The 23364-nt window shown below is 44.3% G+C and carries 26 protein-coding genes; 7 read left to right on the top strand and 19 right to left on the bottom strand.

The features are described from left to right. Positions 1-169 precede the first annotated feature (169 nt). Positions 170-673 carry a DUF2938 domain-containing protein gene (locus tag R7O13_RS03000; protein WP_005376471.1) on the bottom strand — a complete coding sequence of 168 codons (504 nt, stop codon included), beginning with the start codon at positions 671-673 and terminating at the stop codon, positions 170-172. Positions 674-757: 84 nt separating this feature from the next. Between R7O13_RS03000 and R7O13_RS02995 the strand changes: the two genes are divergently transcribed. Next, the gene (locus R7O13_RS02995) at positions 758-1165 is read left to right on the top strand and encodes a helix-turn-helix domain-containing protein (protein ID WP_031778925.1); all 408 of its coding nucleotides are present in this window, start codon (positions 758-760) and stop codon (positions 1163-1165) included. Positions 1166-1237: 72 nt separating this feature from the next. Here the strand turns inward: R7O13_RS02995 and def are convergent, their stop codons facing one another. The 7 genes from def to R7O13_RS02960 form a co-directional block, all read right to left on the bottom strand. Further along, positions 1238-1744: a peptide deformylase gene (gene def, locus R7O13_RS02990; protein WP_017635324.1), complete on the bottom strand. Its 507-nt coding sequence runs from the start codon at positions 1742-1744 to the stop codon at positions 1238-1240. A 234-nt stretch (positions 1745-1978) separates the two neighbouring features. Continuing rightward, a complete protein-coding gene (locus R7O13_RS02985) occupies positions 1979-2443 on the bottom strand; it encodes an ABZJ_00895 family protein (protein WP_318302961.1) in 465 nt (154 codons plus the stop codon). 32 nt (positions 2444-2475) lie between these two features. Then, on the bottom strand, positions 2476-2805 hold the full coding sequence (locus R7O13_RS02980) for a YceK/YidQ family lipoprotein (RefSeq protein WP_053349143.1): 330 nt from the start codon (positions 2803-2805) through the stop codon (positions 2476-2478). Between the two features lie 391 nt (positions 2806-3196). Then, on the bottom strand, positions 3197-3736 hold the full coding sequence (locus tag R7O13_RS02975; RefSeq protein ID WP_064354738.1) for a tetratricopeptide repeat protein: 540 nt from the start codon (positions 3734-3736) through the stop codon (positions 3197-3199). Between the two features lies 1 nt (position 3737). Further along, positions 3738-4508, bottom strand: a complete 771-nt coding sequence (locus tag R7O13_RS02970; RefSeq protein ID WP_154204326.1) for a hypothetical protein — start codon at positions 4506-4508, stop codon at positions 3738-3740. Between the two features lie 296 nt (positions 4509-4804). After that, entirely contained in the window at positions 4805-6250 is a 1446-nt protein-coding gene (locus R7O13_RS02965) for an AGE family epimerase/isomerase (RefSeq protein WP_318302958.1), read from the bottom strand. 107 nt (positions 6251-6357) lie between these two features. Next, complete coding sequence (locus R7O13_RS02960) at positions 6358-6900, bottom strand: AAA family ATPase (protein WP_318302956.1); 543 nt, start codon at positions 6898-6900, stop codon at positions 6358-6360. A 53-nt stretch (positions 6901-6953) separates the two neighbouring features. Between R7O13_RS02960 and R7O13_RS02955 the strand changes: the two genes are divergently transcribed. Next, complete coding sequence (locus R7O13_RS02955; protein WP_318302954.1) at positions 6954-7214, top strand: hypothetical protein; 261 nt, start codon at positions 6954-6956, stop codon at positions 7212-7214. Here the strand turns inward: R7O13_RS02955 and R7O13_RS02950 are convergent. Then, positions 7191-8534 carry a magnesium transporter gene (locus tag R7O13_RS02950; protein WP_318302952.1) on the bottom strand — a complete coding sequence of 448 codons (1344 nt, stop codon included), beginning with the start codon at positions 8532-8534 and terminating at the stop codon, positions 7191-7193. The two genes, R7O13_RS02955 and R7O13_RS02950, sit on opposite strands and share 24 nt — an antisense overlap. Positions 8535-8749: 215 nt before the next feature. Here R7O13_RS02950 and R7O13_RS02945 point away from each other — a divergent pair, with 215 nt between their 5' ends. Further along, positions 8750-9625, top strand: a complete 876-nt coding sequence (locus tag R7O13_RS02945; protein ID WP_025767825.1) for a universal stress protein — start codon at positions 8750-8752, stop codon at positions 9623-9625. A 43-nt stretch (positions 9626-9668) separates the two neighbouring features. Here R7O13_RS02945 and R7O13_RS02940 read toward each other — a convergent pair whose 3' ends face one another. Continuing rightward, on the bottom strand, positions 9669-10058 hold the full coding sequence (locus R7O13_RS02940) for a MazG nucleotide pyrophosphohydrolase domain-containing protein (protein ID WP_005376487.1): 390 nt from the start codon (positions 10056-10058) through the stop codon (positions 9669-9671). Positions 10059-10084: 26 nt separating this feature from the next. Beyond that, complete coding sequence (locus R7O13_RS02935) at positions 10085-10513, bottom strand: PaaI family thioesterase (RefSeq protein ID WP_017820983.1); 429 nt, start codon at positions 10511-10513, stop codon at positions 10085-10087. Between the two features lie 211 nt (positions 10514-10724). Between R7O13_RS02935 and gloA the strand changes: the two genes are divergently transcribed. Both gloA and R7O13_RS02925 read left to right on the top strand, forming a co-directional pair. Further along, complete coding sequence (gene gloA / locus R7O13_RS02930) at positions 10725-11111, top strand: lactoylglutathione lyase (RefSeq protein ID WP_005388741.1); 387 nt, start codon at positions 10725-10727, stop codon at positions 11109-11111. An 11-nt stretch (positions 11112-11122) separates the two neighbouring features. After that, on the top strand, positions 11123-12223 hold the full coding sequence (locus R7O13_RS02925) for an alkene reductase (protein WP_318302949.1): 1101 nt from the start codon (positions 11123-11125) through the stop codon (positions 12221-12223). A 117-nt stretch (positions 12224-12340) separates the two neighbouring features. Here the strand turns inward: R7O13_RS02925 and R7O13_RS02920 are convergent, their stop codons facing one another. Further along, a complete protein-coding gene (locus R7O13_RS02920; RefSeq protein ID WP_053307639.1) occupies positions 12341-12616 on the bottom strand; it encodes a nitrogenase-stabilizing/protective protein NifW in 276 nt (91 codons plus the stop codon). Positions 12617-12857: 241 nt separating this feature from the next. Between R7O13_RS02920 and R7O13_RS02915 the strand changes: the two genes are divergently transcribed. Next, the gene (locus R7O13_RS02915; RefSeq protein ID WP_318302946.1) at positions 12858-14720 is read left to right on the top strand and encodes an acyltransferase family protein; all 1863 of its coding nucleotides are present in this window, start codon (positions 12858-12860) and stop codon (positions 14718-14720) included. Between the two features lie 67 nt (positions 14721-14787). Here the strand turns inward: R7O13_RS02915 and R7O13_RS02910 are convergent, their stop codons facing one another. The 4 genes from R7O13_RS02910 to R7O13_RS02895 all read right to left on the bottom strand — a co-directional run bounded on the left by R7O13_RS02910 (position 14788) and on the right by R7O13_RS02895 (position 19768). Continuing rightward, on the bottom strand, positions 14788-15258 hold the full coding sequence (locus R7O13_RS02910; protein ID WP_005376497.1) for an RES family NAD+ phosphorylase: 471 nt from the start codon (positions 15256-15258) through the stop codon (positions 14788-14790). A 1-nt stretch (position 15259) separates the two neighbouring features. Further along, positions 15260-15712 (bottom strand): antitoxin Xre/MbcA/ParS toxin-binding domain-containing protein, encoded by a 453-nt coding sequence (locus R7O13_RS02905; protein WP_017820987.1) that lies wholly within the window; start codon positions 15710-15712, stop codon positions 15260-15262. Between the two features lie 153 nt (positions 15713-15865). Next, positions 15866-18040 (bottom strand): catalase/peroxidase HPI, encoded by a 2175-nt coding sequence (katG, locus tag R7O13_RS02900; protein WP_318302944.1) that lies wholly within the window; start codon positions 18038-18040, stop codon positions 15866-15868. A gap of 186 nt (positions 18041-18226) precedes the next feature. Further along, positions 18227-19768, bottom strand: coding sequence for a glutamate synthase-related protein (locus tag R7O13_RS02895; RefSeq protein WP_318303097.1), 1542 nt, complete (start codon positions 19766-19768; stop codon positions 18227-18229). A 156-nt stretch (positions 19769-19924) separates the two neighbouring features. Here R7O13_RS02895 and R7O13_RS02890 point away from each other — a divergent pair, with 156 nt between their 5' ends. Continuing rightward, complete coding sequence (locus tag R7O13_RS02890; RefSeq protein WP_005376501.1) at positions 19925-20404, top strand: aminoacyl-tRNA deacylase; 480 nt, start codon at positions 19925-19927, stop codon at positions 20402-20404. A 175-nt stretch (positions 20405-20579) separates the two neighbouring features. On the opposite strand, the gene R7O13_RS02885 is transcribed toward R7O13_RS02890, so the two are convergent. The 3 genes from R7O13_RS02885 to R7O13_RS02875 all read right to left on the bottom strand — a co-directional run bounded on the left by R7O13_RS02885 (position 20580) and on the right by R7O13_RS02875 (position 23253). Further along, complete coding sequence (locus tag R7O13_RS02885; protein WP_054577837.1) at positions 20580-21992, bottom strand: coniferyl aldehyde dehydrogenase; 1413 nt, start codon at positions 21990-21992, stop codon at positions 20580-20582. A gap of 125 nt (positions 21993-22117) precedes the next feature. Next, on the bottom strand, positions 22118-22690 hold the full coding sequence (locus R7O13_RS02880; protein WP_318302941.1) for a GNAT family N-acetyltransferase: 573 nt from the start codon (positions 22688-22690) through the stop codon (positions 22118-22120). A gap of 104 nt (positions 22691-22794) precedes the next feature. Continuing rightward, on the bottom strand, positions 22795-23253 hold the full coding sequence (locus R7O13_RS02875) for an NUDIX hydrolase (protein ID WP_005376504.1): 459 nt from the start codon (positions 23251-23253) through the stop codon (positions 22795-22797). Between the last annotated feature and the right edge of the window lie 111 nt (positions 23254-23364).

The following is a 23364-nucleotide window of genomic DNA, read 5'->3' as shown; positions in this document are numbered from 1 at the left end:
CCGCTTGCCATTCTGACGTTAAGGCAATGTTAAATGTCCGCCGACTTTACGTCTTGGATAAATGCAACAGACTTTAGACATATCGGTCAACTATGATCAAAGCGCAAAAAACAACCAAGAGTTGAGCATCATAGATAAAAACCACTCGTTTGCATGATGCTCATGTTATCTATGCAAAATACTGGCTCGTAACTTTGATTGCAAACCCGGCTATGAATAAACCCAAACCATAACCCAAATGCGCCAATGTGCTAAGAAAACGGGCTTTCCAAGGTGTTGGGGTTTTACTCGCAGCAAAACCAAATCCTAGACAAGGTTGAATGACCAAAAATGGGAAGATCAACGTTACCACGCCTGTAATTAAGCTGGGCATTAGACTGGGCTCTACCAACCAATGATGACCAAAAACAGTAACGTGAGCCAAAGCGAAAGTAACGCCGATGGCATAATGCAAAAACCAGCCAAGTGACTTTTCTCCCGGCATCGCCTCTGACGCCATAATTGGCGCATGCATAAGCTTTCCTTGGGGCATGTACAAAACCCAGCGCGCAACCAACGCATAGTTTAATGAAGGAATACCAAACACTCTCCTTTGTAACCATGCCCATAAATCCATTATCAAAGTGGCACCAATCCCTATTAGCACCGCTTGCAATCCCATTAAAAGCAACATTTTTCTCTCCTCATGTTTTTGATTTGTTAAGGTCTTAGTTGCATGCTACAACTTAAAGCCAACTTGAAGTCAATGGGGAATAATATGGATATTGCAGAAGTGGTTAGAAAATCAGGATTGCCGACTTCAACGCTCAGGTACTACGAACAGCTGGGGTTAATTCGCTCGATAGGAAGGAATGGATTGAGACGCCAATATTCACCAGAGGTACTCAATACACTCAATTTAATTAGTTTGGGGCGTATCGCTGGAATATCGCTTAACGAAATGGCAGAAATGTTGAATCAATCAGAAGTTTCAAAGCCATATATCGATCGTGACTTACTAACGAAAAAGGCACTTGAGATTGATGAGCAAATAAAACGTTTGAAAGCGGTGCGAGACAGCCTCAACCATGTCGCCACCTGCCCTCATGAGTCACATATGGACTGTTCTTCATTTCAGAAGCTTATGAAGGTCGTAAAGCGTTATGTCCCCCAAAAGCAGAGATGAACCGCTCTCCCTACCTTCCTATTCTTGATTTAAAAGGAAGTAACTCGACATGGAGGGTTACTTCCTCTCATATTACTTAGCTTTCGCTTTTACGTACTTCTTCACTTTTTTCATCGCCATTTTTTGCTTTAACGGTGAGAGGTAATCAATGAACAAGTTACCCGATAGGTGGTCAATTTCGTGCTGCATCACAATCGCCAAGAACTCATCACTCTCGATTGTAATCGGGTTGCCATCACGGTCTAGTGCAGACACAACAACTGACGTGTAACGCTCTACATCTGCGTAGTACTCAGGAACAGAGAGACATCCCTCTTGACCAAGTGCTTTGTTTTCTCCGCTCACCACTTCTGGGTTAACCAAGATTAAAGGGTCATTGCGTTCGTCAGAGATATCGATGACAACAACCGCCTCTTTTCTGCCTACTTGGGTTGAAGCTAAACCGATACCATTGCCCGTTGCGTAAAGTGTTTCTAGCATATCGTCTATCAGCGTTTGTACTGTCGATACATCAGTGACTTTTTCTGCTTTTACTTTAAGCCTTGGGTCTGGAATGGAGAGAATTTCGAGGACTGCCATACTTACCTTTCATATCTATAAATCGTAATTCGTGGCGAATTATACACACGTTTCTCGATACATAAACCTGCTAAGCTATCTTGCGCACAAGGCATAAACCATTAACTCAAACTACAACACAATCAATGGGTTTGCCTTTTAGACAAAAAATCCTATAAACAGGAAACTAAAACGCCAGCACATTATGGCTGGCGTCTTGTCATGATCCTAATTGAATCGTTTGTTGTATTTTATCTACTGACTTTCCTTGGCTTTGAGTAATACTCTAATCGCCATTTTCTCACCACTTTTTAAAATTAAGTAGGCGATGCCAATCGTTATTAGCATTATGATAGCAATAAAAATACTTACCCTACCGAGCTCAGATAATAAATAAAACGGAGAAATATCTAACGACATTAAGATAAGAGAGAACACTACCAAACTTGCTAAAGTCCACAGTAAAACAGCATACCATCTTGTTTTTGATGGCATTACATCTCCAGTCTTGTAGCCGAAGTAATAACCAACACTCATGGCTGGGATTAACGTGCTAAGAAAGCCTGTACCACTCATTTCTATCCCAGCAATATATTCAATGGCCAACAGCAATGTAGCCCAACAAACGGACGCCAGACACAACAGAGACGTAACAAGAAGTACCGATGGTGGCTGGTTTATTTCTGATTCTGAATAGTTATTTTTTAATTCCACTTTCATTTCTTTCCATTTATTTGAATAAAATAAGCGTTTTAGATCATGCTTCCGCTTGGACAACCTAGAGAAACAACACCGCCATAACTCGTTGTTGGTGTAGCTACCATGACTAAATCAACAGGAAGAAACACAACGTCCGTTGCTAACGACAAAGGAATGTCAATCAATGATAGTGGGTATAACGCGATAGAAGTAATATCAGCTCTTAAATAGCAAGGTTGTCGTGCGACTGATAACGCGGTGCCTGAAAACGGCTTTCCGTATCCGCCACCAGCATGCGCATCTATAGACGAACACCCCACCATTAAAGATGCTGACACCACAAGAAATACAACTTGTAGCTTTTTAAATAGTTTTATTTTCATTTAACCTAGATTCCAACTAACTATTATTTTTACAACTAAACCCTCTCTCAAATTGTATGTTCAATGAATTTACTCATATGGGCCAAGTGCAACCATGTTAATACGTTCTGTGTATTAGAAACAATTCATTTATTTCCAATGACACTAGCGAGATCATGCGACGTGATTGGAATCTCACTTAAGTTTTCATGGACCTATCGCGCTGAAAATTGAATCCTCTACCTGTCATAGAATAAAAAGCCGTCAAAACCAGTGGTTCTGACGGCTTTTTATTTTCTATTACACACTCGATTATTGTTGCAGCTTCGCTGTGGCTTCTACTGCTTTGTAGAAGTCCAGCACTCTCTGTTTGAGGTTCGATTAAAACCCTATAAAACATTAAGCCGCAATATTAATTGAGTTGTTCTATATAGCGATTCAGCTCTACCGCATATGTTTTTTGATCAATCGCAGTGTCACCTATTTCTTCATCTAGAAATCCAAGTAGCATTTGTGCACCACCTTCACCATTATTTAACGCTTGCGTCAAGTAATAGGCTGAAAGCACCTTATTTTCAGGTAAACCACAGCCATCATCATACAAACATGATCCTAAATAAAATTGTGCACTAGCCAACCCATCATCAGCAGCCTCTGAGATTAAAGAAAAGCCCCGCTTAACATCCATGACTTTTGGCTCTTTCAGAAGGATTACCCCTAAAAGCTCTTTACTATGAACATCATCCACTTCGATAGCTTTGATCAATAAAGACTTTGCTCCTTGCACATCACCTTGTTCATAAAATTTATTTGCTTCGCTGTACAACTGCTCTGGAGCTTCTCGGTTCTTAGTTAGGAGGCTTTCTGTCGTTTTAGTTGCCTCAAACTTTGACGTAGTATCGTTACATGCCGTAACAAGGAGCACTACGAATAAAACGTTAACAATTCTCATGTTATTCCCATGTACATTTGATAAACAAGACTGCTGTCGAGTATGAATCGTCATACTGACCGCTTACAATTTGAAACTTTGTATTGATCGGAGCTTTAGCACTAGCTTCACACATATTGGCAATTTGACCACGAACATAAGCACTCGAATCAAAGTTATACTTGTCTTCTTGAGAAATTATACTTGCTAATGAAACTCTAGATAGTTGAGGAGCTTTCCCATATTCCCTTTCGACTTTCAAATACTTCACATTAACAATCAAAATGCAGCCAGATGATTCTAGATTTGCATTGTGTACTCGATTAGCTAGTACTCTAACGTTTTGTCGGATAATATCAAAGAGAAGCATAGCTCTGCCTTTCTGTAATACCATCCCTAAGGCCATGGCCCTTCCACTATTTGCTTTCATTGCAGTAGAAGCTAGAGTTGACGACTGTATTGGAGCTAGAGACGAAAATTTACGTGAAGGAATAACAGCTTTATTTTTCCAGTGCATTCGATCTGTTAACATACCAGACTTAACCGCCATGTTGCGATCTATCTGTTCCTTAAGCTTTTGTAACCTTTTCTCACCTGTAATATCATTTGGAAGCTTACGTAATGGTCCCGCAAGAGAAGTATCTTTTATGGTATTAACGGGAATTTTCTCATTATCTAATTTGCTTCTTAGTTCGACACAAGAGCTAAATAGTTTGTCAGCTGGATACATGTAATTAATGTAGTTGATTGATAACGGCGTATCTCTCTCGTGCGTTAGTATAGAAATGTACATAATGATTCTCTCAAAACCATTATTATGAACAGGATTGCATAAAGTTCCAAGCTCTAAGTTGTCCTAGTTGTGAGATATACCCTAATCAATAAAAGTTAATTTATAGTTAGATATTTGTTAGAAGCACTCAGCGGTCATTACAAATAAACATTCGTTAACTATATGTGTTGTCACCATTACATGTAAGATTATTAAAAATAAAGGCTAACCAGTTGGTTAGCCTTTATTGATATTACTGCTACAATTTTGCTTTGGCTTTTACGCGGACTTTAACTAACACATCACCATCGACCAACCTAAGGTCGAATATTGGTGAATGTCGCGGTGGTGACTCCATCACTTTGTGACGACAACGATTTTACGTCTGCGCTAAAGTAATACGGATTAAGTGGCATTTTATTCTCTGCTGGTCGCGCGTAGTAAAGCTTGGCGGGCTGTTTTGCCATTTGTTGCGCGTACAAATACCCGACCACCGCATGTTCAAACTGGTGGTAACCATTTCCCCAATGGAACGCTTTGGTTGATTTAGGACTCAGACCGACTCCTCCATATTGATGATCCACCCATACGTCCATAAAAGTGGGTAACGTGTATTGAAGCGTTTCTTTCATCGAACCATCGACAAGAGAAACTGTCATTGCCGCTTGATCGAGCTCTGCCCATTCCCAAGACGAGCTATAGTGCTTGTATGGTCTTGATTGCCAAGCAGGAATGCTCTCTTGCGTCCATTTACTCTGCCATTCTGGTGAGAAAAGCGCTTTGACTTGCTCAAAGTTTTGCTGGTATTGCGCTTGCTTAAGCGTGTGTTTCATTCCTTTGAAACCAAACTCTGTCCACTTTGAATTTTCCAACAACTGACCTGTCAGATACGTCATCCAATACGCCTTGATGGTGTGTCCAAAATCATTGTGTTTCGCATCTGGCATCATTACCGCTTTGTGGTGTATCGCGCCATAAAAGCGCTGCTCTTTGACGGAATGGTAGTTATCTATCATCACTTGCGTCAGCCATTGCAGATCTTGCTTCCACTTGGCTTGCGCTGGCGGTGGTAAAAGTGGCGCCGTTAACAACAGATAGCCATTGATCTGGTCAAGTTGAGCGACTAGCTCTTGCTGCTTCGCACTTTCCCCATCACCGTCTTTCAAAACCCAAGACAGACCGCGATCATCGCTTCGTCGGTATTGTTTAAATATAAACGCTTGCTGGTCGATGAGCGCTTGTTCGACCTTTGGATCTTGAGTCAAGTAGTAGTACATCGCCAACCCCACCAAGGCGTAAGCTTGGTCTTGAGAAGTTCGTTGTTGCCACTCCATCCCCGGTTTCCCACTACGCGTAAAGCTCACAAAGCCGCCGTTTTTCTCATCTTGTAGATGATCAATCAGGTAATAAGCCCCTTTCTTTGCCAGCTCTAATGCTTGCTTGTCACCCGTAAGATGAAAAAGCACGCCATAAGCGTAAGTTTGGCGCGATTTCATGCGGGTGTATTCGCGATCGAAGTGCGGGCTAATCCACCCTTTGTTTAATTCTCCACACGGCTTTTGTGGGTCGAGAATGACACCGTTATCACAACGAAAAGTCGGAAAATTCCCCGCAGGTTGTCCATGCGCGCTTTCCATCATCCAATATGGGGCTAGGCCATTCGTCACATGGTTTAACCAATCATCCCCCGAAGGCAGGCCTACATCAGCAAAGCTGCTCATGCTCGTCGTTGCGAGCAATAAGGTAAGATATTTAAAAGACATAACACTCAATTAACTTATTGAATTTTATCCAGTATAAATAACTCCCTTTACGCATATTGTTGTCGTGCTCACAATCGTCTTACGCATTTGTTTGCATCAATCATCTTTCAGCCTTGTTCGATAACTGAGCCGAGAATAAACGCTACTCTGTCTTCGACTGACATTTTGGGCACTTCGATCAATTGATAACCAAACTTGTGGTATGCATCGACCATCTGTTGATACGTGGCGACCGCTTCAGAAAAATCTTGCTTTCGCTCTTCGTCGTTGCTGAATATCGACGTCCACGGTGGAAAAATGAATACTTGAGAATGATAACGAAGCATCTGGCAATGCGTGATGAGCTCATGCGAGATTGGAAGTTGTTCCAACTTACTGTAGCCATATACGTCCACAATACTGCGATCAAAAAACACATTCCCTTGGTGGACATTGAAAGCTCGGTAATTGCTCACTTCTGCCTTCATCATTTCGTCTCGAAAAGCTTGTTTGTCATTCCAAGGTAATGCTGAACCGTGATTGGCAACCTGCGTTTGTATTATTTGACGGCCGGTTTCTGGCGCGCAGATAAAGCCTTGTGTTTTTAGTTGTTCGATAACCGAGGTTTTTCCTGCACCGGGACCACCAGTGAATACGATGAGTTTATTCAAAATTGTTTCCTTATTTTTTGTTTGAGTGAAGTAATGCGTATACAGCCAAGAAAATGGGCATCATCTGGCGTTTGAAATTGGCATTTGGCACTCCAGCGTTAAGCGAGATCGGTAGTGGGAAATTTGGGGGAATAGAACTGGGCAGTGAAGAGATATACAAAGTAAGAACCGAAACGACGTGTTCATCGGTTATGGAAAACGGAGGAATGCTGAGCGAAGCAAGCTCGCCCAAAATACTGGGTTGGGAAATGGTGCGATTGGTTCTGCTGGTTAACGCGTCAATTGGCTTTCTATATCAAGAAAATGGCACCTAAGCCTAAGAACGCAAAGAAACCGACGACATCGGTAACGGTCGTCAATACTACCGAGCCAGCCACGGCGGGGTCAATGTTAAACTTCTTCAACGTGAATGGTATCAACGTACCCGATGCCGCGGCCGCCAAACTATTGAGGAAAATGGCACAGCAAATAATAAGTGCCAATGGCCAAGAGTCAAACACCATGTAAACGACACCCGCGATCACCAACCCCATAATTAAACCATTAATGGTGGCGATTTTTAATTCCTTATTCACCAATAGCTTCAAGTTACTTTGGTGCAAGTGGTTTAGTGCGATACCTCGAATGGCCACCGCTAAGGTTTGGCTACCCGCGATGCCGCCCATGCTCGCCACGACAGGCATTAAAATAGCAAGCGCAACGACTTGCTCGACCACATTATCAAAAAGCCCAATGATGGCGGAGGCTACGAAAGCGGTCAGCAAGTTAATCACCAGCCAAAGTGCTCTTAGCCTTGTCGCCACGCTTAATGGTGTGAACAAATCTTCTTCGCTTCGTACGTTTTCTGCCACTACAGCTTGTAGGCTGAGTTCACGCAAGGTAATCGCGATGGTCGCCATCGACAAGACGCCCATAATTTTGCCACCAGCCATGATAGGAAACCAATGTGCTCCACCATCAATCGAGACTTGTTTGCTGACGCTTTGAATCGTTTGAATATCTTCTAGAATTGGCGTAACTACGGTCAAGTCGGTAAGTTTGATATGATTTTCGTGCAGCAACAGGGTTTGCGGCTCTATCGTACCAATCACACCACTCGCATCACGCACAATAATCAACCGCACTGGACTTTGCCCACGTTTTAGCAGCTCGGTTTTGATGCCTCCTACGCTGTTTTTAGGGTTTGCGACCAGAAAGTGAGGCTCGGCATAACGTCCAACTTTGTTGTCTTCATACGACAATGCTTGTTGGATATGCGCGACAGACTCTTCACTTTGATCAATAAGGTATTCATCTACAAATTCGGTCGGTAGAAAGTCCGCAAAGATGATCAGTTCTGAATCCGTTATGTACGCCAAGCGTTCATGTTGTAAGTCTTTATTGAGTGATTGATGAATGTGCTTGGCGGTGCCGTATCGGAGCAAATTTAATACCGTCCAATACTTCTCAGGCGGCACTGCTTCTATGACACGCTTACGGTAAGCAATGTTGACCGATTCCAAAATGTTCGCAATCTGTGCTTCTTGATAGTCTTTCAAAAAGCTCAAGTCTTCGGTCGATTCTATCGCTTTAATGATCTCAGCAAGCAAATGTGGCACTTTGCGGTTAATTTGCAATTGGTTGGAATCTATCATTACTTTTACCTATAGCTTTCACTACCACATTCGCCGCATTGACGATATGTGCTATCCGAAGGCATGAATTCTTGATGTTAAAATTCTAGGCGATAGTTGACTTAATTGCGGAATTTATATTTCGCTCGCAGAAACAAAACGCCTCTGCATCAGTTCATGGTATAGACTTGAATGTGTGTCAGGCTCATTCGCCTTGTTTGATAATGGAGTAATCAATGGCACCTGTATTTTTTCTGACTCAGCAGGCCGCCTTACCAAGTCGTAAGGTGCTTCGTAAAGTGATTCAATTTTCGACAGCGTTGGCTCAGCCTATTGTGGTTTTAGTGGAAGACCATCGCCGAAGTGAAGATCACGCATTCGCTCATTTTCTCAGTTTCAACTCTGACCATATAGAAAAAAGACAAGCTGAGTTTGAAGCTTGGACCTTAAAGTTCAACGCATTAATTGTCGAACTTTGTGAAGAAGAAGAGCTTGAAACGCCAACGCTCTCTTACGAGCATTTCAAAGGGAGCCATTGGGTTGAGCAAGTTGCGAAACGACTTGTTGACCACACTGACTTACTGCTCGTGGGACACTTTAACAAACACGAGATTCAAACGATGCTCACAGAACTAGCACAACAAGATTGCGACTTGTTGCTACTGAGTGAGCGGTCATGGCCTTCTCACGCCAACATGCTTTGTGCAATCGACCCACTTCATCGAGGGGATGAAAAGTCGATAGTAGATAAAGCCATCGTCTCGCGAGGCTCAAAATTAGAACAAACCTTAAGCGGGAAAATGACGCTCGTTTACTGCCGATACGTCGCACCATACCTCTCTCGCTATCGTGCAGAGATATTAAGCAATCAAAAAGCAGGCATTACAGATTTTATTAGTGCGCAAAAGTTAACGCGAGTTCCATTACTATTACCGGAAGGAAACCCTGAAACGGCGTTACCAAAAGCAGTTAAGCAATCACAAGCAGCGATTTTGATTATGGGGGCATGTAAACGAAGCATGTCATCTCAATTTTGGTCTGGCAGCACTGTAGACACGTTACTTGATCAACCACCTTGTGACCTACTGTTGGTCAACAGTTCCAAGGGCTGACTAGGTATTCCCTATTAACCAACCCTTTCAATACCAAGCGCAGTTATTGGCTCTTTACATCTTCTAACTGCGCGGCTTCATGCTCTGCGTTCAAGGCTTGTTTCTGCTGCTGTTTTATCTCATCCCAACTGCGTCCCGACTCAATCGCAGATACACGCTGATCGTATTTGTTGCAGGCTCTTTCGAGTACTTTCTCAGGATCTATGCCCTTTTCTCTTTCCAGCGCTTTTAATACGTTAAGATAGTTCCACAACACATCGCCTAACTCGTCTTCCAAATGACAAAGGCGATCCTCACGAATCTCTTCGCGGACTTCATCAACTTCTTTGCCAATGGCCTCCAGATAAGTCTCTACGCCTTTAAACCAAGTGTTGGTTTGGTCATATTGAGATTTTCTCGTCGCAATTGCATACAGCTCATCAAATTTCTTCATTGCCTCTCCGTAGAACACGTTTTTATTTATGCCTTTTTAGGACGAATAAACTTCCCTTTAGCCGTCACTCTAACTTCGCTATTGACCCGCAATTGAGCCACCAGTTGATATATACCGCGTCGTTCACCTTCACAGTGTGCAGTAATCGTGACTCGATCATCTAACTGAATAGGTGCATGGTAGCGCACATCCAACTGCGCCGTAAGAGCTTGAATGTCTCTAGATAACAAACAATGCGTCATTGCACCATCGAGAAGCGAACTGGCAATACCACCATGCAACAGGTCTGTGTAACCTTGATGACGCGGTAAAACGTGAAACTCTCCGACAACAGAACCATCGGCTAGGTATTGGTAGTTCACGGCCAAAGAGTTCGGATTCACATTAATTGAAGAACAAACCGCACATTGATGATGAGATTCGTGAGTGTAATGACAATAGCTGTTTGTAGACATGATAGTTACTCGGTTTCTCAAAAGAGTAATTAGCATATGCCAACAATTAAAAAGAAACGGCGAGTAATCTTTGTTTGCATGTTGCAGGGCCAGCAACCTCGCTTTTCATAACACTAAATAATCATTTTAATAATTAACGATAATTTCCAGTTTATTTAGAGTGGCGATATGGTTTGCATAGTGATTACGCAACGTTATGAAAAGGCGACTTATGAAGTTTCTCCACACGATGATCCGTGTAGCTGACCTAGACAAATCTATCGAATTTTATACAAAAGTTCTGGGAATGAGTGTTTTGGATCGTTTTGAAAACCAAGAATACCGTTACTCACTGGTGTTTGTTGGTAACACTGATCAACCAGATGGCGCGACCATCGAGCTAACTTATAACTGGGATACCGACAGTTACGACTTGGGTAACGCATTCGGACACATGGCACTGGGGTCTGAAGATATTTACGCCGCTTGCGAAAAAATTAAAGCGCTTGGTGGCAACGTTACTCGCGAGCCAGGTCCAATGAAAGGCGGAGAAACTCACATCGCGTTCATTAAAGATCCCGATGGTTACCAAATCGAACTCATCCAAACTCACAAATAACGAGGTTTCCTATGACAGACGCATTATTTCAACCCATTCAACTTGGCTCTCTCTCATTAAAAAACCGTATCGTTATGCCTCCGATGACGCGCTCTCGTGCTTCTCAACCAGGTAATATCGCTAACGACATGATGGCGACCTACTATGCTCAACGTGCTGAAGCGGGCCTAATCGTTGCTGAAGGCACACAAATTTCGCCAATGGGTCAAGGCTATGCATGGACACCAGGCATTTACAGCCCAGAGCAAATTGCTGGCTGGAAAAAAGTAACTGATGCAGTGCACGAGAAAGGCGGCACTATCTTCGCGCAATTATGGCACGTTGGACGTGTGACTCACCCTGATAACATTGGCGGTGAGCAACCTATTTCTTCTTCTGCGCTAAAAGCAGAAAACGTGAAAGTATTTGTCGATAACGGCACAGACGAACCGGGTTTTGTCGACGTGGTTGTGCCTCGTGAAATGACCAAACGAGACATCAAGAACGTTATTGAAGAGTACCGCCAAGCCGCACTAAACGCGATAGAAGCCGGATTCGATGGTATCGAACTTCATGCAGCGAATGGCTACTTGGTCAACCAGTTTATCGATTCTGAAGCGAATAACCGCACCGATGAATACGGCGGCTCAATTGAAAACCGTCTGCGTTTTCTTGGTGAAGTGGTAGAGGCGATGACGCAAGCTATTGGCGCTGAGCGTGTTGGTGTTCGCCTTGCACCATTCACTTCGTTAAATGGCACCGTTGATAGTACGCCAGTCGAAACCTACACCGCCGCTGCAGCGCTGCTTGATAAACTCAATGTGGTTTACATTCACATTGCAGAAGTGGATTGGGACGACGCGCCAGACACTCCGCACGACTTTAAAACCGCAGTTCGTGAGGCGTATAAAGGCACACTGATCTATGCCGGTCGTTACAACGATGAAAAGGCGCAACACGCGATTGAAAGTGGTTTAGCCGACATGATTGGCTTTGGCCGTCCGTTTGTTGCAAACCCAGACTTACCAAGCCGCATCAAGCATGGCTATCCACTGGCAGAACATGACCCTACCACATTGTTCGGCGGCGGTGAAAAAGGCTTAGTGGACTACCCTGCGTACCACGCGGGTTAATTCATCTACGTAAAGCTGATTCGCAACTCGCGATAAACCAATAGCGAAACCAAAAGAACCTTGCTCTTCCCCCTGTAACGCCAAGATGCAGGGTTCTTTTTAGGCAAGCCACCAGAATTAACGTCTTTGACAAGATGTACAACCTCGACACGCAGAGCGCGTCTTTTTACTGAGCAAACTGCGTTGTACTTTACAGTAAGCATTCTTTAAAGCACGACGACCTGAAAACCAATCATCCGGTTTAGTGAGGATTAAGTAGCCGTGAAACCTCTTAACCAACTCGGTTCGATTGTTTTCGATAAATCGGCTATCAAACTCGATGTCGAAGTAATCCAAAGCCTCTTCGATACAAGTAAAGCTGGCAATTTTTTCCTGAATCGTATTCTCTGTCATCGTTTCTTTAGCGTAATCATTTTCAATGAAGTCTAAGTTCCTCGCGCTTTACGTTCTTTGATTTAGCGCTTCTTAAGATCATTCTTTATGGGGTTTCCATATTGAAATTCAATTTGGGAATTCGTTAACCCACCTAGCATTTTCATTTTGACAATCACTTTAAGACACTGATTTAAATAAATATTATTTCTGGTTCATATTTTGCTCTACTTCATTAAACGGAATGTTGGAGCAACACTATATGACTTACAGAGCAGAAGTAGACGGATTAAGGGCGATTGCTGTCACGTTGGTGATTTTGTTTCATGCAGGAGTTGAGCAATTCGCTGGTGGCTTTATTGGCGTCGACGTGTTCTTTGTGATCAGCGGCTATTTGATCACTACCATCGTGATTAACGACTTAGAAAACCAGAAGTTCAGCCTTGGTGATTTTTATGAGCGACGCATTCGTCGCATACTCCCCCTCTTACTGGTGGTGATCGCCGTCAGCTATTTGATGTCTTGGTGGCTATTTTTGCCGCAAGCACACAAAGACGTTGGTCAGTTTGCAGTGTCTTCCATTCTTTCCGCATCCAACATTCTTCTGTATTTAAAAGGCCACAATTACTTCGGTTTAGAAGATCAAGCCAACCCGCTGTTCCACACATGGAGCTTGGGCGTTGAAGAACAGTACTACATTGTCATTCCTTTGCTACTCATGCTACTCGCTCGTGGTAAAAACGTGTTTTACCTGACTTTTTTTATCACGGTATTTGTGCTGAGTTTGATGACTATTGTCTACGCGAGCAACGATCCTGATTTCGCTTTTTACATGATCTTCTCTCGCGCTTGGGAGCTGGCAACCGGTTCATTACTCGCATTAGTGATGAGAAAAGTCCAAGTTCAATCTAACGATACTCTAGCAACCATTGGCATCGTTTTGATATTGGCTTCCGCGCTTTTGTTTGAAAAATCGCAAGATGGCGCGGGCATTACGCTGCTGGTGCCGGTCATCGGTAGCGCGTTGGTGATTTTGTTTGCCTCTAAAGGCAATGTCTGCGGTAGATTACTGAGCCTAAAGTGGGTCGTGTTCGTCGGCTTAATCAGCTACAGCTTATACTTGTGGCACATTCCATTATTTGTCTTTTACCGCTACGTGTTGGACACAACACAAGACGTCAATATCCCGCTTTACGTTATCGCTCTTTTTGTACTTTCTTACTTCACTTGGCGCTTTATTGAAAAGCCGTTCCGTAGCCGAAAAGCCATGAGCATGCGCACTGTGTCCGCGGTTATTGTGTTGTTGACGTTGCCCTTGCTAACGCTCGGCGTTATCGGTCATCAAAACGGTGGTTTTCCAGAAAGAAGCGCATTTTTCGAGGCCATGCGCGTTAACAACGGTTATGGTTTAGATTGCAACGGCAACACCAACGTTAACGATGTGTGCTCGTCTGCGCCGCAGCCCGCCATCGCTGTGTTAGGCAATAGTCACAGCATGGTTTACGTGAAGCGTCTATCTGAAGTAACACCAACTGGCGTGGTGCAACTTACTCAAGATTCCTGTGCGGTCGGTTATGTCGACATCCTAGAAGCTGCTGGCTCAATTTCTTGCCGACAGTTCTTCAATGAGGCTGTCGATACCATTCTAAGTACCCCTTCCATTCGTCGCGTTGTTATCTCTTCTAATTTCAATAAAGAGCTTTCACAAGCCGATTATGAAGCATCATTAACCAAATTATTGAATGAACTGAAAGGAAAGGAAGTGGTCGTTTTCGGTCCAACCCCTTCTGCACCGTTTGCGGTAGGAGAATGCCTTTGGAAAGCGCGTTTGTTTGGCGAGACAGAAGAGTCTGCCTGCGACTTTTCTCCCAAACAACATCACCCTCGAAACGTGGCGAAGTTAGTGAACTACTTTGAGCAATTTGAGCACGTTGAGTTTGTCGACTTGACCGATGCCATTTGCAGGAATGGCGTATGTCGAATGAAAGTTGGTACAAACAATGCGATGTATACGGATGACAGCCATTTATCTTACAAAGGTGCTGAGTTGGTGCTTGGGCATTACCACAACAGTACAAATGAAGCGCAACAGTTCACTTACGACCGACAACAACCAAGGAAATAAACTTTTATGCTTCAGCGCTTATCTCAAGTAAGCGCTGAATGCTTTAAAGCAAGACAAAGCTAGGCGTCTATTTGAAAATGCGCGGATCAAACGCGAAATCGAGCTTTTCGGCTTTCTTGATGATCTCTTTCATTTTGGGATGATTTGGATTCACCACGTAGTTTTTATCACGAGGTGAAATCGTTGAAGGCACTTGCAGCGCGGCAAACTCTGGATGAGGATCATTGAGAAACTGATCACCAATGTACTGCGTAGACTCGCTCGCCGGTATTGCTCGCCACGTCACAGGGAGATCTTCTTCATCTAAGGTGGCGATGAGGTATTCTGGCATTTCAATACGATATAAATCGTAAAGTTTGGTGATAGCAGGATCGTTGTTTACGTGAACAAATACTTCCAACGAGCAAAGGGATTCCGATTCAGAGAAGTAGAGGGCTTCGGTTCCTTTTGAGTTCCATCGCCCTCCAAACAACTTTGCGCCAACGGGGCTGAATGGCGTGTCAGCAAATTTCTTTTGTGTGAGACGATAGAGCTTCATATTACGAGAATACCCCGTGCTCTAAACGGCCGATCAAATCTTTTACGATTTCAAAATCCACCGTGGTCGAGACCATATCAAGTGGACGTTTTCCACCTAAGCCATACACATTCTCTCTCATCCATTTTAACGCGCGCTCTTCGTCGTCAAACAGTTCTGTCGCGAGTTTCAATAACATCGCTAATCGATAGATTGCATCACTTTCTTGCGTATTGAAGCGCTCATCGTTTTTTAGACGACGCTTGATCGTGCTAACAGGTATCAATGTGACGTTTTGAAACTCACTCTGAGAAAGCTTCACACGCTCAACAATATTGCGATACACCTTTGGCTCAAAGCCTTTGTGAACCGCATCAGTGCGACCTGTTTCAGCGTCTTCAATACCCAACATAAACCAGAAATTGGCTTTATGAGGTTGTTTCGGTTTGAAGCTTTTTAATGCTGCAGTTGCCATATCAAGCTCCTATGGTTCATATGGTCCAGTTATTATGGTTCAAATGAGCTCAACTTTCAATCAAAGTAAAAAGATAGGTAAAGAAAAAGGCGAGCTTTTCGCCCGCCTCTCTTACTTATTCATCAACCCATCTACCGACGGGCATCGTTTCACTTATTGCAAGTCAAAACGATCCGCGTTCATGACTTTCGTCCATGCGGCGATGAAGTCATGGATGAATTTTTCCTGATTATCATCTTGCGCATACACTTCCGCATACGAACGCAGGATCGAGTTTGAACCAAAGACAAGATCCACACGGGTTGCCGTCCACTTCACAGCGTCGGTTTTACGATCACGGATTTCATATTGATTAGCACTCACTGGTTTCCACGTATATGCCATGTCAGTAAGGTTCACGAAGAAATCATTCGACAAAGTGCCTACTCGGTCAGTAAATACGCCCTCTTTTCCACCGCCGTAGTTACTGCCTAGAACACGCATACCACCGATAAGTACCGTCATTTCTGGCGCCGTTAGCCCCATAAGCTGAGCACGATCTAATAAAAGCTCTTCTGGCTTAACCGCGTAGTCTTTCTTCAACCAATTTCGGAAACCGTCAGCAACAGGCTCAAGTACTTCGAACGATTCCACATCCGTCATCTCTTGGGTGGCATCACCTCGGCCTGGCGCGAATGGTACGGAAACATTATGACCTGCGGCACGCGCAGCCAGTTCAATACCTACGTTCCCAGCAAGCACGATAGCGTCTGCAACACTACAGCCCTCTTCTGCTGCTATTTTTTCTAGCACAGCAAGAACACGGCTTAGACGTTCAGGTTCGTTCCCTTGCCAATCTTTTTGCGGAGCCAAGCGAATTCTCGCGCCATTTGCACCGCCTCGGCGGTCAGAGCCACGGTAAGTACGCGCACTATCCCACGCCGTACTTACTAACTCACTAATGGATAGGCCACTTGCTTCGATTTTTGTTTTTACTAAATCAACATCGTAGTCTGTCTTACCTGCGGGCGTTGGGTCTTGCCAAATAAGAGCTTCGCTTGGCACATCAGGGCCGAAATAACATGATTTTGGTCCTAGATCGCGGTGTGTCAACTTAAACCAGGCACGAGCAAAAACGTCATCAAAGTACGCAGGGTCATTTTGGAACTTTTCTGCAATCTTACGATATTCAGGGTCCATTTTGAGCGCCATATCGGCGTCGGTCATGATTGGATTGTAGCGCTTAGAACCGTCTTCAACATCGGCAGGCTTGTCTTCTTCTTCAATGTCGATTGGCTCCCATTGCCATGCACCTGCTGGGCTCTTTTTCAGTTCCCAGTCATACTTAAATAGTAGGTGGAAGTATCCGTAGTCCCATTGTGTAGGGTGTGTTGTCCAAGCACCTTCAATGCCACTCGTTACCGTGTCACGACCAATACCACGTGTTTTGTGATTAATCCAGCCAAGACCTTGCTCATGAACGTCTGCTGCTTCGGGCTCTGGGCCAAGGTTTGCGGCATCACCATTACCATGACACTTACCCACCGTGTGACCACCAGCTGTGAGCGCGACGGTTTCTTCATCGTTCATTGCCATTCGCGCAAAGGTCACTCGCATGTCATGTGCTGTTTTGAGAGGATCTGGGTTACCGTCTACCCCTTCAGGGTTCACATAGATAAGACCCATCATTACCGCAGCAAGCGGGTTTTCTAAATCTCGCTCACCAGAGTAGCGGCTGTTATCAGCGTCACTTGTGGCTAACCATTCTTGCTCAGAGCCCCAGTAAGTGTCTTTTTCTGGGTGCCAAATGTCCTCTCGTCCAAACGCAAAGCCAAAGGTCTTAAAACCCATGGATTCGTACGCCATGTTACCGGCAAGGACAATCAGGTCTGCCCAACTTAGTTTGTTGCCATATTTTTTCTTGATTGGCCATAAAAGGCGTCGAGCCTTATCGAGGTTGGCGTTGTCTGGCCAAGAGTTGAGAGGAGCAAAGCGTTGGTTGCCTGTAGCAGCACCGCCACGGCCATCTGCAATACGATAACTGCCCGCTGCATGCCATGCCATTCGGATCATTAAACCACCGTAGTGTCCCCAGTCGGCAGGCCACCAGTCTTGGCTATCAGTCATTAAATCTTTTAAATCTTTTTTAAGTGCTTCGACATCTAGCTTTTCCAGTTCTTCTTTGTAATTAAAGTCCTGACCAAATGGGTTGGTTTTGGAGTCGTGTTGATGCAGGATGTCTAAGTTCAAGGCATTCGGCCACCAATCCATCACCGACTTATCTGTAGATGTTTGCCCACCATGCATAACTGGACATTTACCTACCGAACCGCCGTTTGCTTTGCTCATATAATGCTCCTTCGTGTCGTGGTTGTGGTAACCACTCTTTGTTATTCAATAAATCGAATATCCACCTCAAACAGCGTAGTTCATACACTGTTTTTTTAGTTAACGCCAAGTCAAAATTTCAAACATTTCAGCGAATAAATAATTGTTATCAAACATGTACCTATATGCAGAAAATATGGATAGAGATCAGTTTAAGTCCATACCTGAATACTTAATCCCAGACAGCCTCGCCATGTTGTGATCCCAGGTAGCTAAATCATGATGACTAAATTCATTCAGAGCGTGATGACCACACGCCCTCGCCATGACTTTCATGAGCTCAACCGAAGATTCGAAGAAATTTTTCAGTTGCTGGGATGACTTTTCAACGTCGAGACGCTGCCTCAAATCGGCATTTTGTGTCGCAATGCCTGCCGGGCAATTATTGGTGTTGCAGATGCGAGCCGCGACACAACCGATCGATTGCATCGCACTGTTTGCTATCGCTACTCCGTCTGCTCCAAGTGCCAACGCTTTGACAAAATCCGTAGGAACTCGCAACCCACCGGTGATGATTAATGTGACGCGGTCACTTGCACCTTTTTCATCTAAATACTTACGTGCACGAGCTAATGCAGGAATGGTGGGCACACTAATATGATCACGGAACATAGTTGGCGCCGCACCCGTGCCACCACCGCGACCATCTAAGATGATGTAATCAGCCCCAGCATCAAGCGCAAACTGAATGTCTTGCTCAATATGGTTGGCACTGAGTTTAAATCCAATTGGAATACCGCCTGTGATGCCACGAACTCTGTCAGCAAACTTTCTGAAATCGTGAGTAGTGTGAAGATCTTTGAACGTTGGTGGTGATATCGCTGGTTGTCCCTCGGGGATGCCTCTCACCTGAGAGATCTTACCTACATTTTTATTTGCAGGCAGATGACCACCCGTGCCCGTTTTTGCTCCTTGCCCGCCTTTGAAGTGAAACGCCTGAACATTAAGAAGCTTAGATTCGTCGTAGCCAAATTGAGCACTAGCAAGCTCATAGAAATACCGTGAATTGGCGGCTTGCTCTTCCGGTAACATGCCACCCTCACCAGAGCAAATCCCAGTCCCTGCCAACTCTGCACCTTTTGCTAGTGCAATTTTCGCCTCTTCAGAAAGTGCGCCAAAACTCATGTCCGACACCAACAAAGGAATGGCGAGTCTGAGCGGCTTACGCGCGTTTGGTCCCACAATCAACTCGGTAGACACAGCAACGTCTTCCAACAACGGTTGTGTCGCCATTTGCGCCACCATAATTTGTATAGCATCCCAATGTGGTAGCAAATGCCTAGGAACCCCCATTGCAGCCATCGGACCATGATGACCGAGTTTAGAGAGTCCTTCTCTCGCTAATTGGTGGATAAACTCGAGGGTTGGTTCTTCTTGAGTAGCAGACGCCGTTGGTTTGTCTCTTTTCTCTCGCTTTTGTTCCGGTCCCTCTTTACCGACTTGCTCTGCGGTAAATCGCTTGTGTGTACCATCACAAAAAGGAGCATTGGCGGTATGCTTACATTGGCAGAGATAGGCATCTTCGTCTTTTTCCGCACTAAAGCTCATTGGCTTTAAGCCGGTTCCCGAATGAGACCCATCGCAGTAAGGTTGTTTTTTAGAACGCCCACATCGGCAGAAGTAATATTCTTGCCCAGCTTTCAACTCTACTTTGATCGGCTTGTTATCAGCGATGATTGGCTTGCTTATGTTGCCCCCTATTTATTATTGTTAACCATGCTTTCTCGCTGGCTTGCAATAAGCGTAGAACAGGAGCGTAAAGAGCGTCAGTGTCGCCGAGTAAAATGCGCGATTGTCGCCCGACTAACCTATACTTTTTATGGGTCTCATACACGTGGAGGCTATATGACGATTGCAACCCGATTAGATGAATATTTGACTGAGCATAACATTCACTTTCAAACTGTGAATCACAGCCACAGTCATAGCTCGCTACAAAGTGGTGTTGCAGCAGGTGTGCCTTTAATGAATATCGCAAAAGGTGTGATTCTAGAGGATCATGAAGGGCGTCATATGATGGCGGTCTTACCTGCCAACAACAAAATCAGTTTGTCGAGATTAAACGACGAATTTAATGCCACCTTCCACTTGGTGAAAGAGCGTATGGTTTACCGACTCTTCACCGATTGTGAACACGGCGCTATTCCACCGATTGGTAGCCCTTACCACATGTCGACAGTTTGCGATGAAAGACTAGCAAACTTGGAACATGTCTACCTTGAAGCTGGCGATCATGAAACTCTGATTAAGCTGGACCGAAAGGCGTTTAAAGAACTGATGAACGACTGTAGATATCTAAGATTCAGCAGTGAAGTTCTGCATTAAACTTGCCAAGATATTTCGACATTTCCTGAACAAGGCTCTTTCAACAAGAGCCTTTCTTTGTTTTGTTGGTAGCACGCGATGGAAGTTTCTCGGACTTTGGTGCCCAGCGTTTCAGAGCATATAGAAACAAAAAACCGCCTATTCGGGCGGTTTTTTATCAATCAAATCATAATTATTATCGAACAAAGATCTTTTGGATCGCTTTTATCGCCATAGCCCTACGGCGCATTAATACGCTCGTTCTTGGCAACCATTTCGGTGTGTGAAGAATGGTTTTCGCATGACTAAAAGTTCTGAATCCTTCCTCTCCGTGATAATGCCCAATACCCGATTCACCAACGCCACCAAAAGGCGCATCTTCAGCGCCAACATGTAAAACCGTATCATTAACGCCGACGCCACCACTGTGGGTGTTGCGTACAATATGTTTGATGGTCGATTTGTCGTCCGACATAACATACAGCGCAAGTGGTCTTTGGCGCTGATTAATGTAATCAATCGCTTCATCAACCGCATTGTAGGGCTTAACAGGTAGAAATGGCCCGAAGATCTCCTCTTGCATGATTCGCATATTCGGCGACACATCCGTGACCAAATGAGGATACAGAAGTCGTTCCTCTTGGGGCGACGCTTCAACAGTGTGAAGGTTAGCACCTTGCGCTTTTGCATCCTCAAGTAGCGCAGTCAAACGATCATATTGTCGTTGGTTGACAATATGGGTCAGCTTTTGATTCTTGTTGGATTTTAAATAGAGCTTTTCAAAACGTTTTAAGAATAGCGAAATGAACTCTTCGACACGTTCTTGCGGTACAAATGCGTAGTCAGGCGCGACACAAATCTGGCCTGCATTAATGCATTTACCAAACAAGATAGCATCAACGGCTTTCTTCATGTCTGCATCTTTTGCAATGATCACCGGGGACTTTCCACCCAACTCTAACGTCACCGGGGTAAGGTTTTCCGCTGCCGCTTTTGCCACTGCGCGACCAACACTCGTAGAACCCGTGAACAAAAGGTGATCGAATGGCAGTTGGCTGAATGCTTGTGCGACGTCTGCTTCACCCTCAAAAACTTCGACATACTCAGACAACCCACGGCAAATATCGATGATGACTTTATTGGTTTTTGGCGTAAATTCGCTGAGCTTCATCATCACGCGGTTGCCAGCAGCCAATGCTGTCACTAAAGGCGCAAGGCTCAAAATCACAGGAAAGTTCCACGGTGAAATGATCCCGACGACACCTAACGGTTGATACTGAACGGTGACTTTAGAAGGTGCGAGCAATAAGCCGGATTCGCGCTTGCTGGGTTTGCACCATTTTTTTAGTCGTTTGAGGGTATAATTAATATGCGAGACCGTTGGCAAAACGTCGGTCATAGCGGTATCAAATTCTGAGCGATAGCCAAAATCGTCACTTAACGCTTCAACCAGCGCTTGTTTGTTCTCAAGCAGCGATTTTTTTAACAAAACGAGGCGCTGTTTACGTTCATCCAAACTAGGATAAGGCTCGGCTGCATATGCCGCTTTTAAGCGTTCGAGGCTTTGCTGTAACAAGTTATCTACTTCAACCTCTGTGATTGCGTTCATGATGCTTCTCCTAGCCTAGTTTCTGCCAATGACGCCCCAAGTTAACACGAGCGCAACAATGTTACTATTGTAGCGCTCGTGAAGTTAGAGTTCGAACTCTGATTAAAATATTTCTGGGGTGGATACTACATCAAACGTAGTTCATAAATGCCTAGTCGTTGAGAGCGGTCAAGCATATCGAACTCATGATCAACGTATTCTTTTAATGTGGCGCCTGCACGCTCAGCAATATTGATGCTAGCGATGTTATCTTCCATACAATGGAACTGAATGAATTGTGCGTGCCCTTTCTGCTTCAAAAAAGGGATCAATACTGCGAGTACTTGATCAATCACACGATGGCCTCGCCCATTATTGGCAAGCCAGTAGCCAATTTCAGTAACACGTGTATGTAAATCCACACCTTTAATGCCAATAACACCCGTAAGCTGCTCATCAAAATAAATTGCACACCAGTGGGAATCCAGCGCGTTACTGTTCACTCGCTGGGAAATGTAGTTAACGGCCTCTCTATGATTCGTGACAGAATCCGTCCAAGGTAGATAGCCCTCAAGGCTCTCTCGGTGAGTGTTCACAACCTCTAGTAAAGCGGACGCGTGTTTCGTGTTGAGGGGCTCAATTGAGACCCTTTGCGAGACGGAAAAACGCTTCTGTAAGTGATTTCCTTGATACGTCTCTTGGCATGTGACTTCATCCATAGATGTTATTCCTTTTTATTGTGAACGCTCAGCGCAAATCCTAACGCTTCATTTTATGAGAACAAACCTCTCTATAAAAACTAATCAAAGCCGTTGCCGTTCATTTAGCCCTTTTGATCGATCAGCGTAAATGGCGTTAGTGATGCCACATCTACATAATGTTTCCATACATGTTCATAGAGGTGATGCTGATTGGCAAACGGAGCCAGCTGCTTAGCTTCTTCAAGCGTACACCAGCGATACTCTGTATGCTCTTCGTTGAGAACAACTGATTGGTTAGGCGGACAAAATAGCACAAAACATGGGATAACCATGATACGGTTATTTTTTGCTTCGTAGAACTGCTCTAGAAAGTCTGCTGTATGTAACTCAACTTGGTCAATTAGTGTCTCTTCTTTTAACTCTCTTAAAATGGTTTGCCACCCGGCTTCACCCGCTTCGATACCACCTGCAACATGGCACCAATAGCCACCTTTTACGCGTTTGAGTAACAGCATTTTTTCTATGCCATCAATTTTTGAAATGACAACGCCTGAAACATGCGTTGCTTTTATCGGGATCATGTAAGCTCCTTAAATATCGAGTTTTTATTGTTACGCTGAGAGAGGCAGATTAATTGCTACGTATTCTACTGTTTATTCATCTTGTCGACAGAAGTGTTTGAGTTGAGAGGA

The organism is Vibrio sp. Y176 (assembly GCF_033438945.1).
Note: the sequence above shows the minus strand (reverse complement) of the source record. Positions and strands in the feature narration are given on the sequence as shown.

Bases quoted from the DNA above. Each gene is read 5' to 3' on its own strand.
- R7O13_RS03000 (WP_005376471.1), bottom strand. From the start codon at position 673: ATGTTGCTTTTAATGGGATTGCAAGCGGTGCTAATAGGGATTGGTGCC.
- R7O13_RS02980 (WP_053349143.1), bottom strand. From the start codon at position 2,805: ATGAAAATAAAACTATTTAAAAAGCTACAAGTTGTATTTCTTGTGGTG.
- def (WP_017635324.1), bottom strand. From the start codon at position 1,744: ATGGCAGTCCTCGAAATTCTCTCCATTCCAGACCCAAGGCTTAAAGTA.
- R7O13_RS02945 (WP_025767825.1), top strand. From the start codon at position 8,750: ATGGCACCTGTATTTTTTCTGACTCAGCAGGCCGCCTTACCAAGTCGT.
- R7O13_RS02975 (WP_064354738.1), bottom strand. From the start codon at position 3,736: ATGAGAATTGTTAACGTTTTATTCGTAGTGCTCCTTGTTACGGCATGT.
- R7O13_RS02940 (WP_005376487.1), bottom strand. From the start codon at position 10,058: ATGAAGAAATTTGATGAGCTGTATGCAATTGCGACGAGAAAATCTCAA.
- R7O13_RS02915 (WP_318302946.1), top strand. From the start codon at position 12,858: ATGACTTACAGAGCAGAAGTAGACGGATTAAGGGCGATTGCTGTCACG.
- R7O13_RS02970 (WP_154204326.1), bottom strand. From the start codon at position 4,508: ATGTACATTTCTATACTAACGCACGAGAGAGATACGCCGTTATCAATC.
- R7O13_RS02985 (WP_318302961.1), bottom strand. From the start codon at position 2,443: ATGAAAGTGGAATTAAAAAATAACTATTCAGAATCAGAAATAAACCAG.
- gloA (WP_005388741.1), top strand. From the start codon at position 10,725: ATGAAGTTTCTCCACACGATGATCCGTGTAGCTGACCTAGACAAATCT.
- R7O13_RS02950 (WP_318302952.1), bottom strand. From the start codon at position 8,534: ATGATAGATTCCAACCAATTGCAAATTAACCGCAAAGTGCCACATTTG.
- R7O13_RS02925 (WP_318302949.1), top strand. From the start codon at position 11,123: ATGACAGACGCATTATTTCAACCCATTCAACTTGGCTCTCTCTCATTA.
- R7O13_RS02885 (WP_054577837.1), bottom strand. From the start codon at position 21,992: ATGAACGCAATCACAGAGGTTGAAGTAGATAACTTGTTACAGCAAAGC.
- katG (WP_318302944.1), bottom strand. From the start codon at position 18,040: ATGAGCAAAGCAAACGGCGGTTCGGTAGGTAAATGTCCAGTTATGCAT.
- R7O13_RS02995 (WP_031778925.1), top strand. From the start codon at position 758: ATGGATATTGCAGAAGTGGTTAGAAAATCAGGATTGCCGACTTCAACG.
- R7O13_RS02905 (WP_017820987.1), bottom strand. From the start codon at position 15,712: ATGGCAACTGCAGCATTAAAAAGCTTCAAACCGAAACAACCTCATAAA.
- R7O13_RS02910 (WP_005376497.1), bottom strand. From the start codon at position 15,258: ATGAAGCTCTATCGTCTCACACAAAAGAAATTTGCTGACACGCCATTC.
- R7O13_RS02880 (WP_318302941.1), bottom strand. From the start codon at position 22,690: ATGGATGAAGTCACATGCCAAGAGACGTATCAAGGAAATCACTTACAG.
- R7O13_RS02920 (WP_053307639.1), bottom strand. From the start codon at position 12,616: ATGACAGAGAATACGATTCAGGAAAAAATTGCCAGCTTTACTTGTATC.
- R7O13_RS02890 (WP_005376501.1), top strand. From the start codon at position 19,925: ATGACGATTGCAACCCGATTAGATGAATATTTGACTGAGCATAACATT.
- R7O13_RS02955 (WP_318302954.1), top strand. From the start codon at position 6,954: ATGGGCATCATCTGGCGTTTGAAATTGGCATTTGGCACTCCAGCGTTA.
- R7O13_RS02875 (WP_005376504.1), bottom strand. From the start codon at position 23,253: ATGATCCCGATAAAAGCAACGCATGTTTCAGGCGTTGTCATTTCAAAA.
- R7O13_RS02935 (WP_017820983.1), bottom strand. From the start codon at position 10,513: ATGTCTACAAACAGCTATTGTCATTACACTCACGAATCTCATCATCAA.
- R7O13_RS02965 (WP_318302958.1), bottom strand. From the start codon at position 6,250: ATGTCTTTTAAATATCTTACCTTATTGCTCGCAACGACGAGCATGAGC.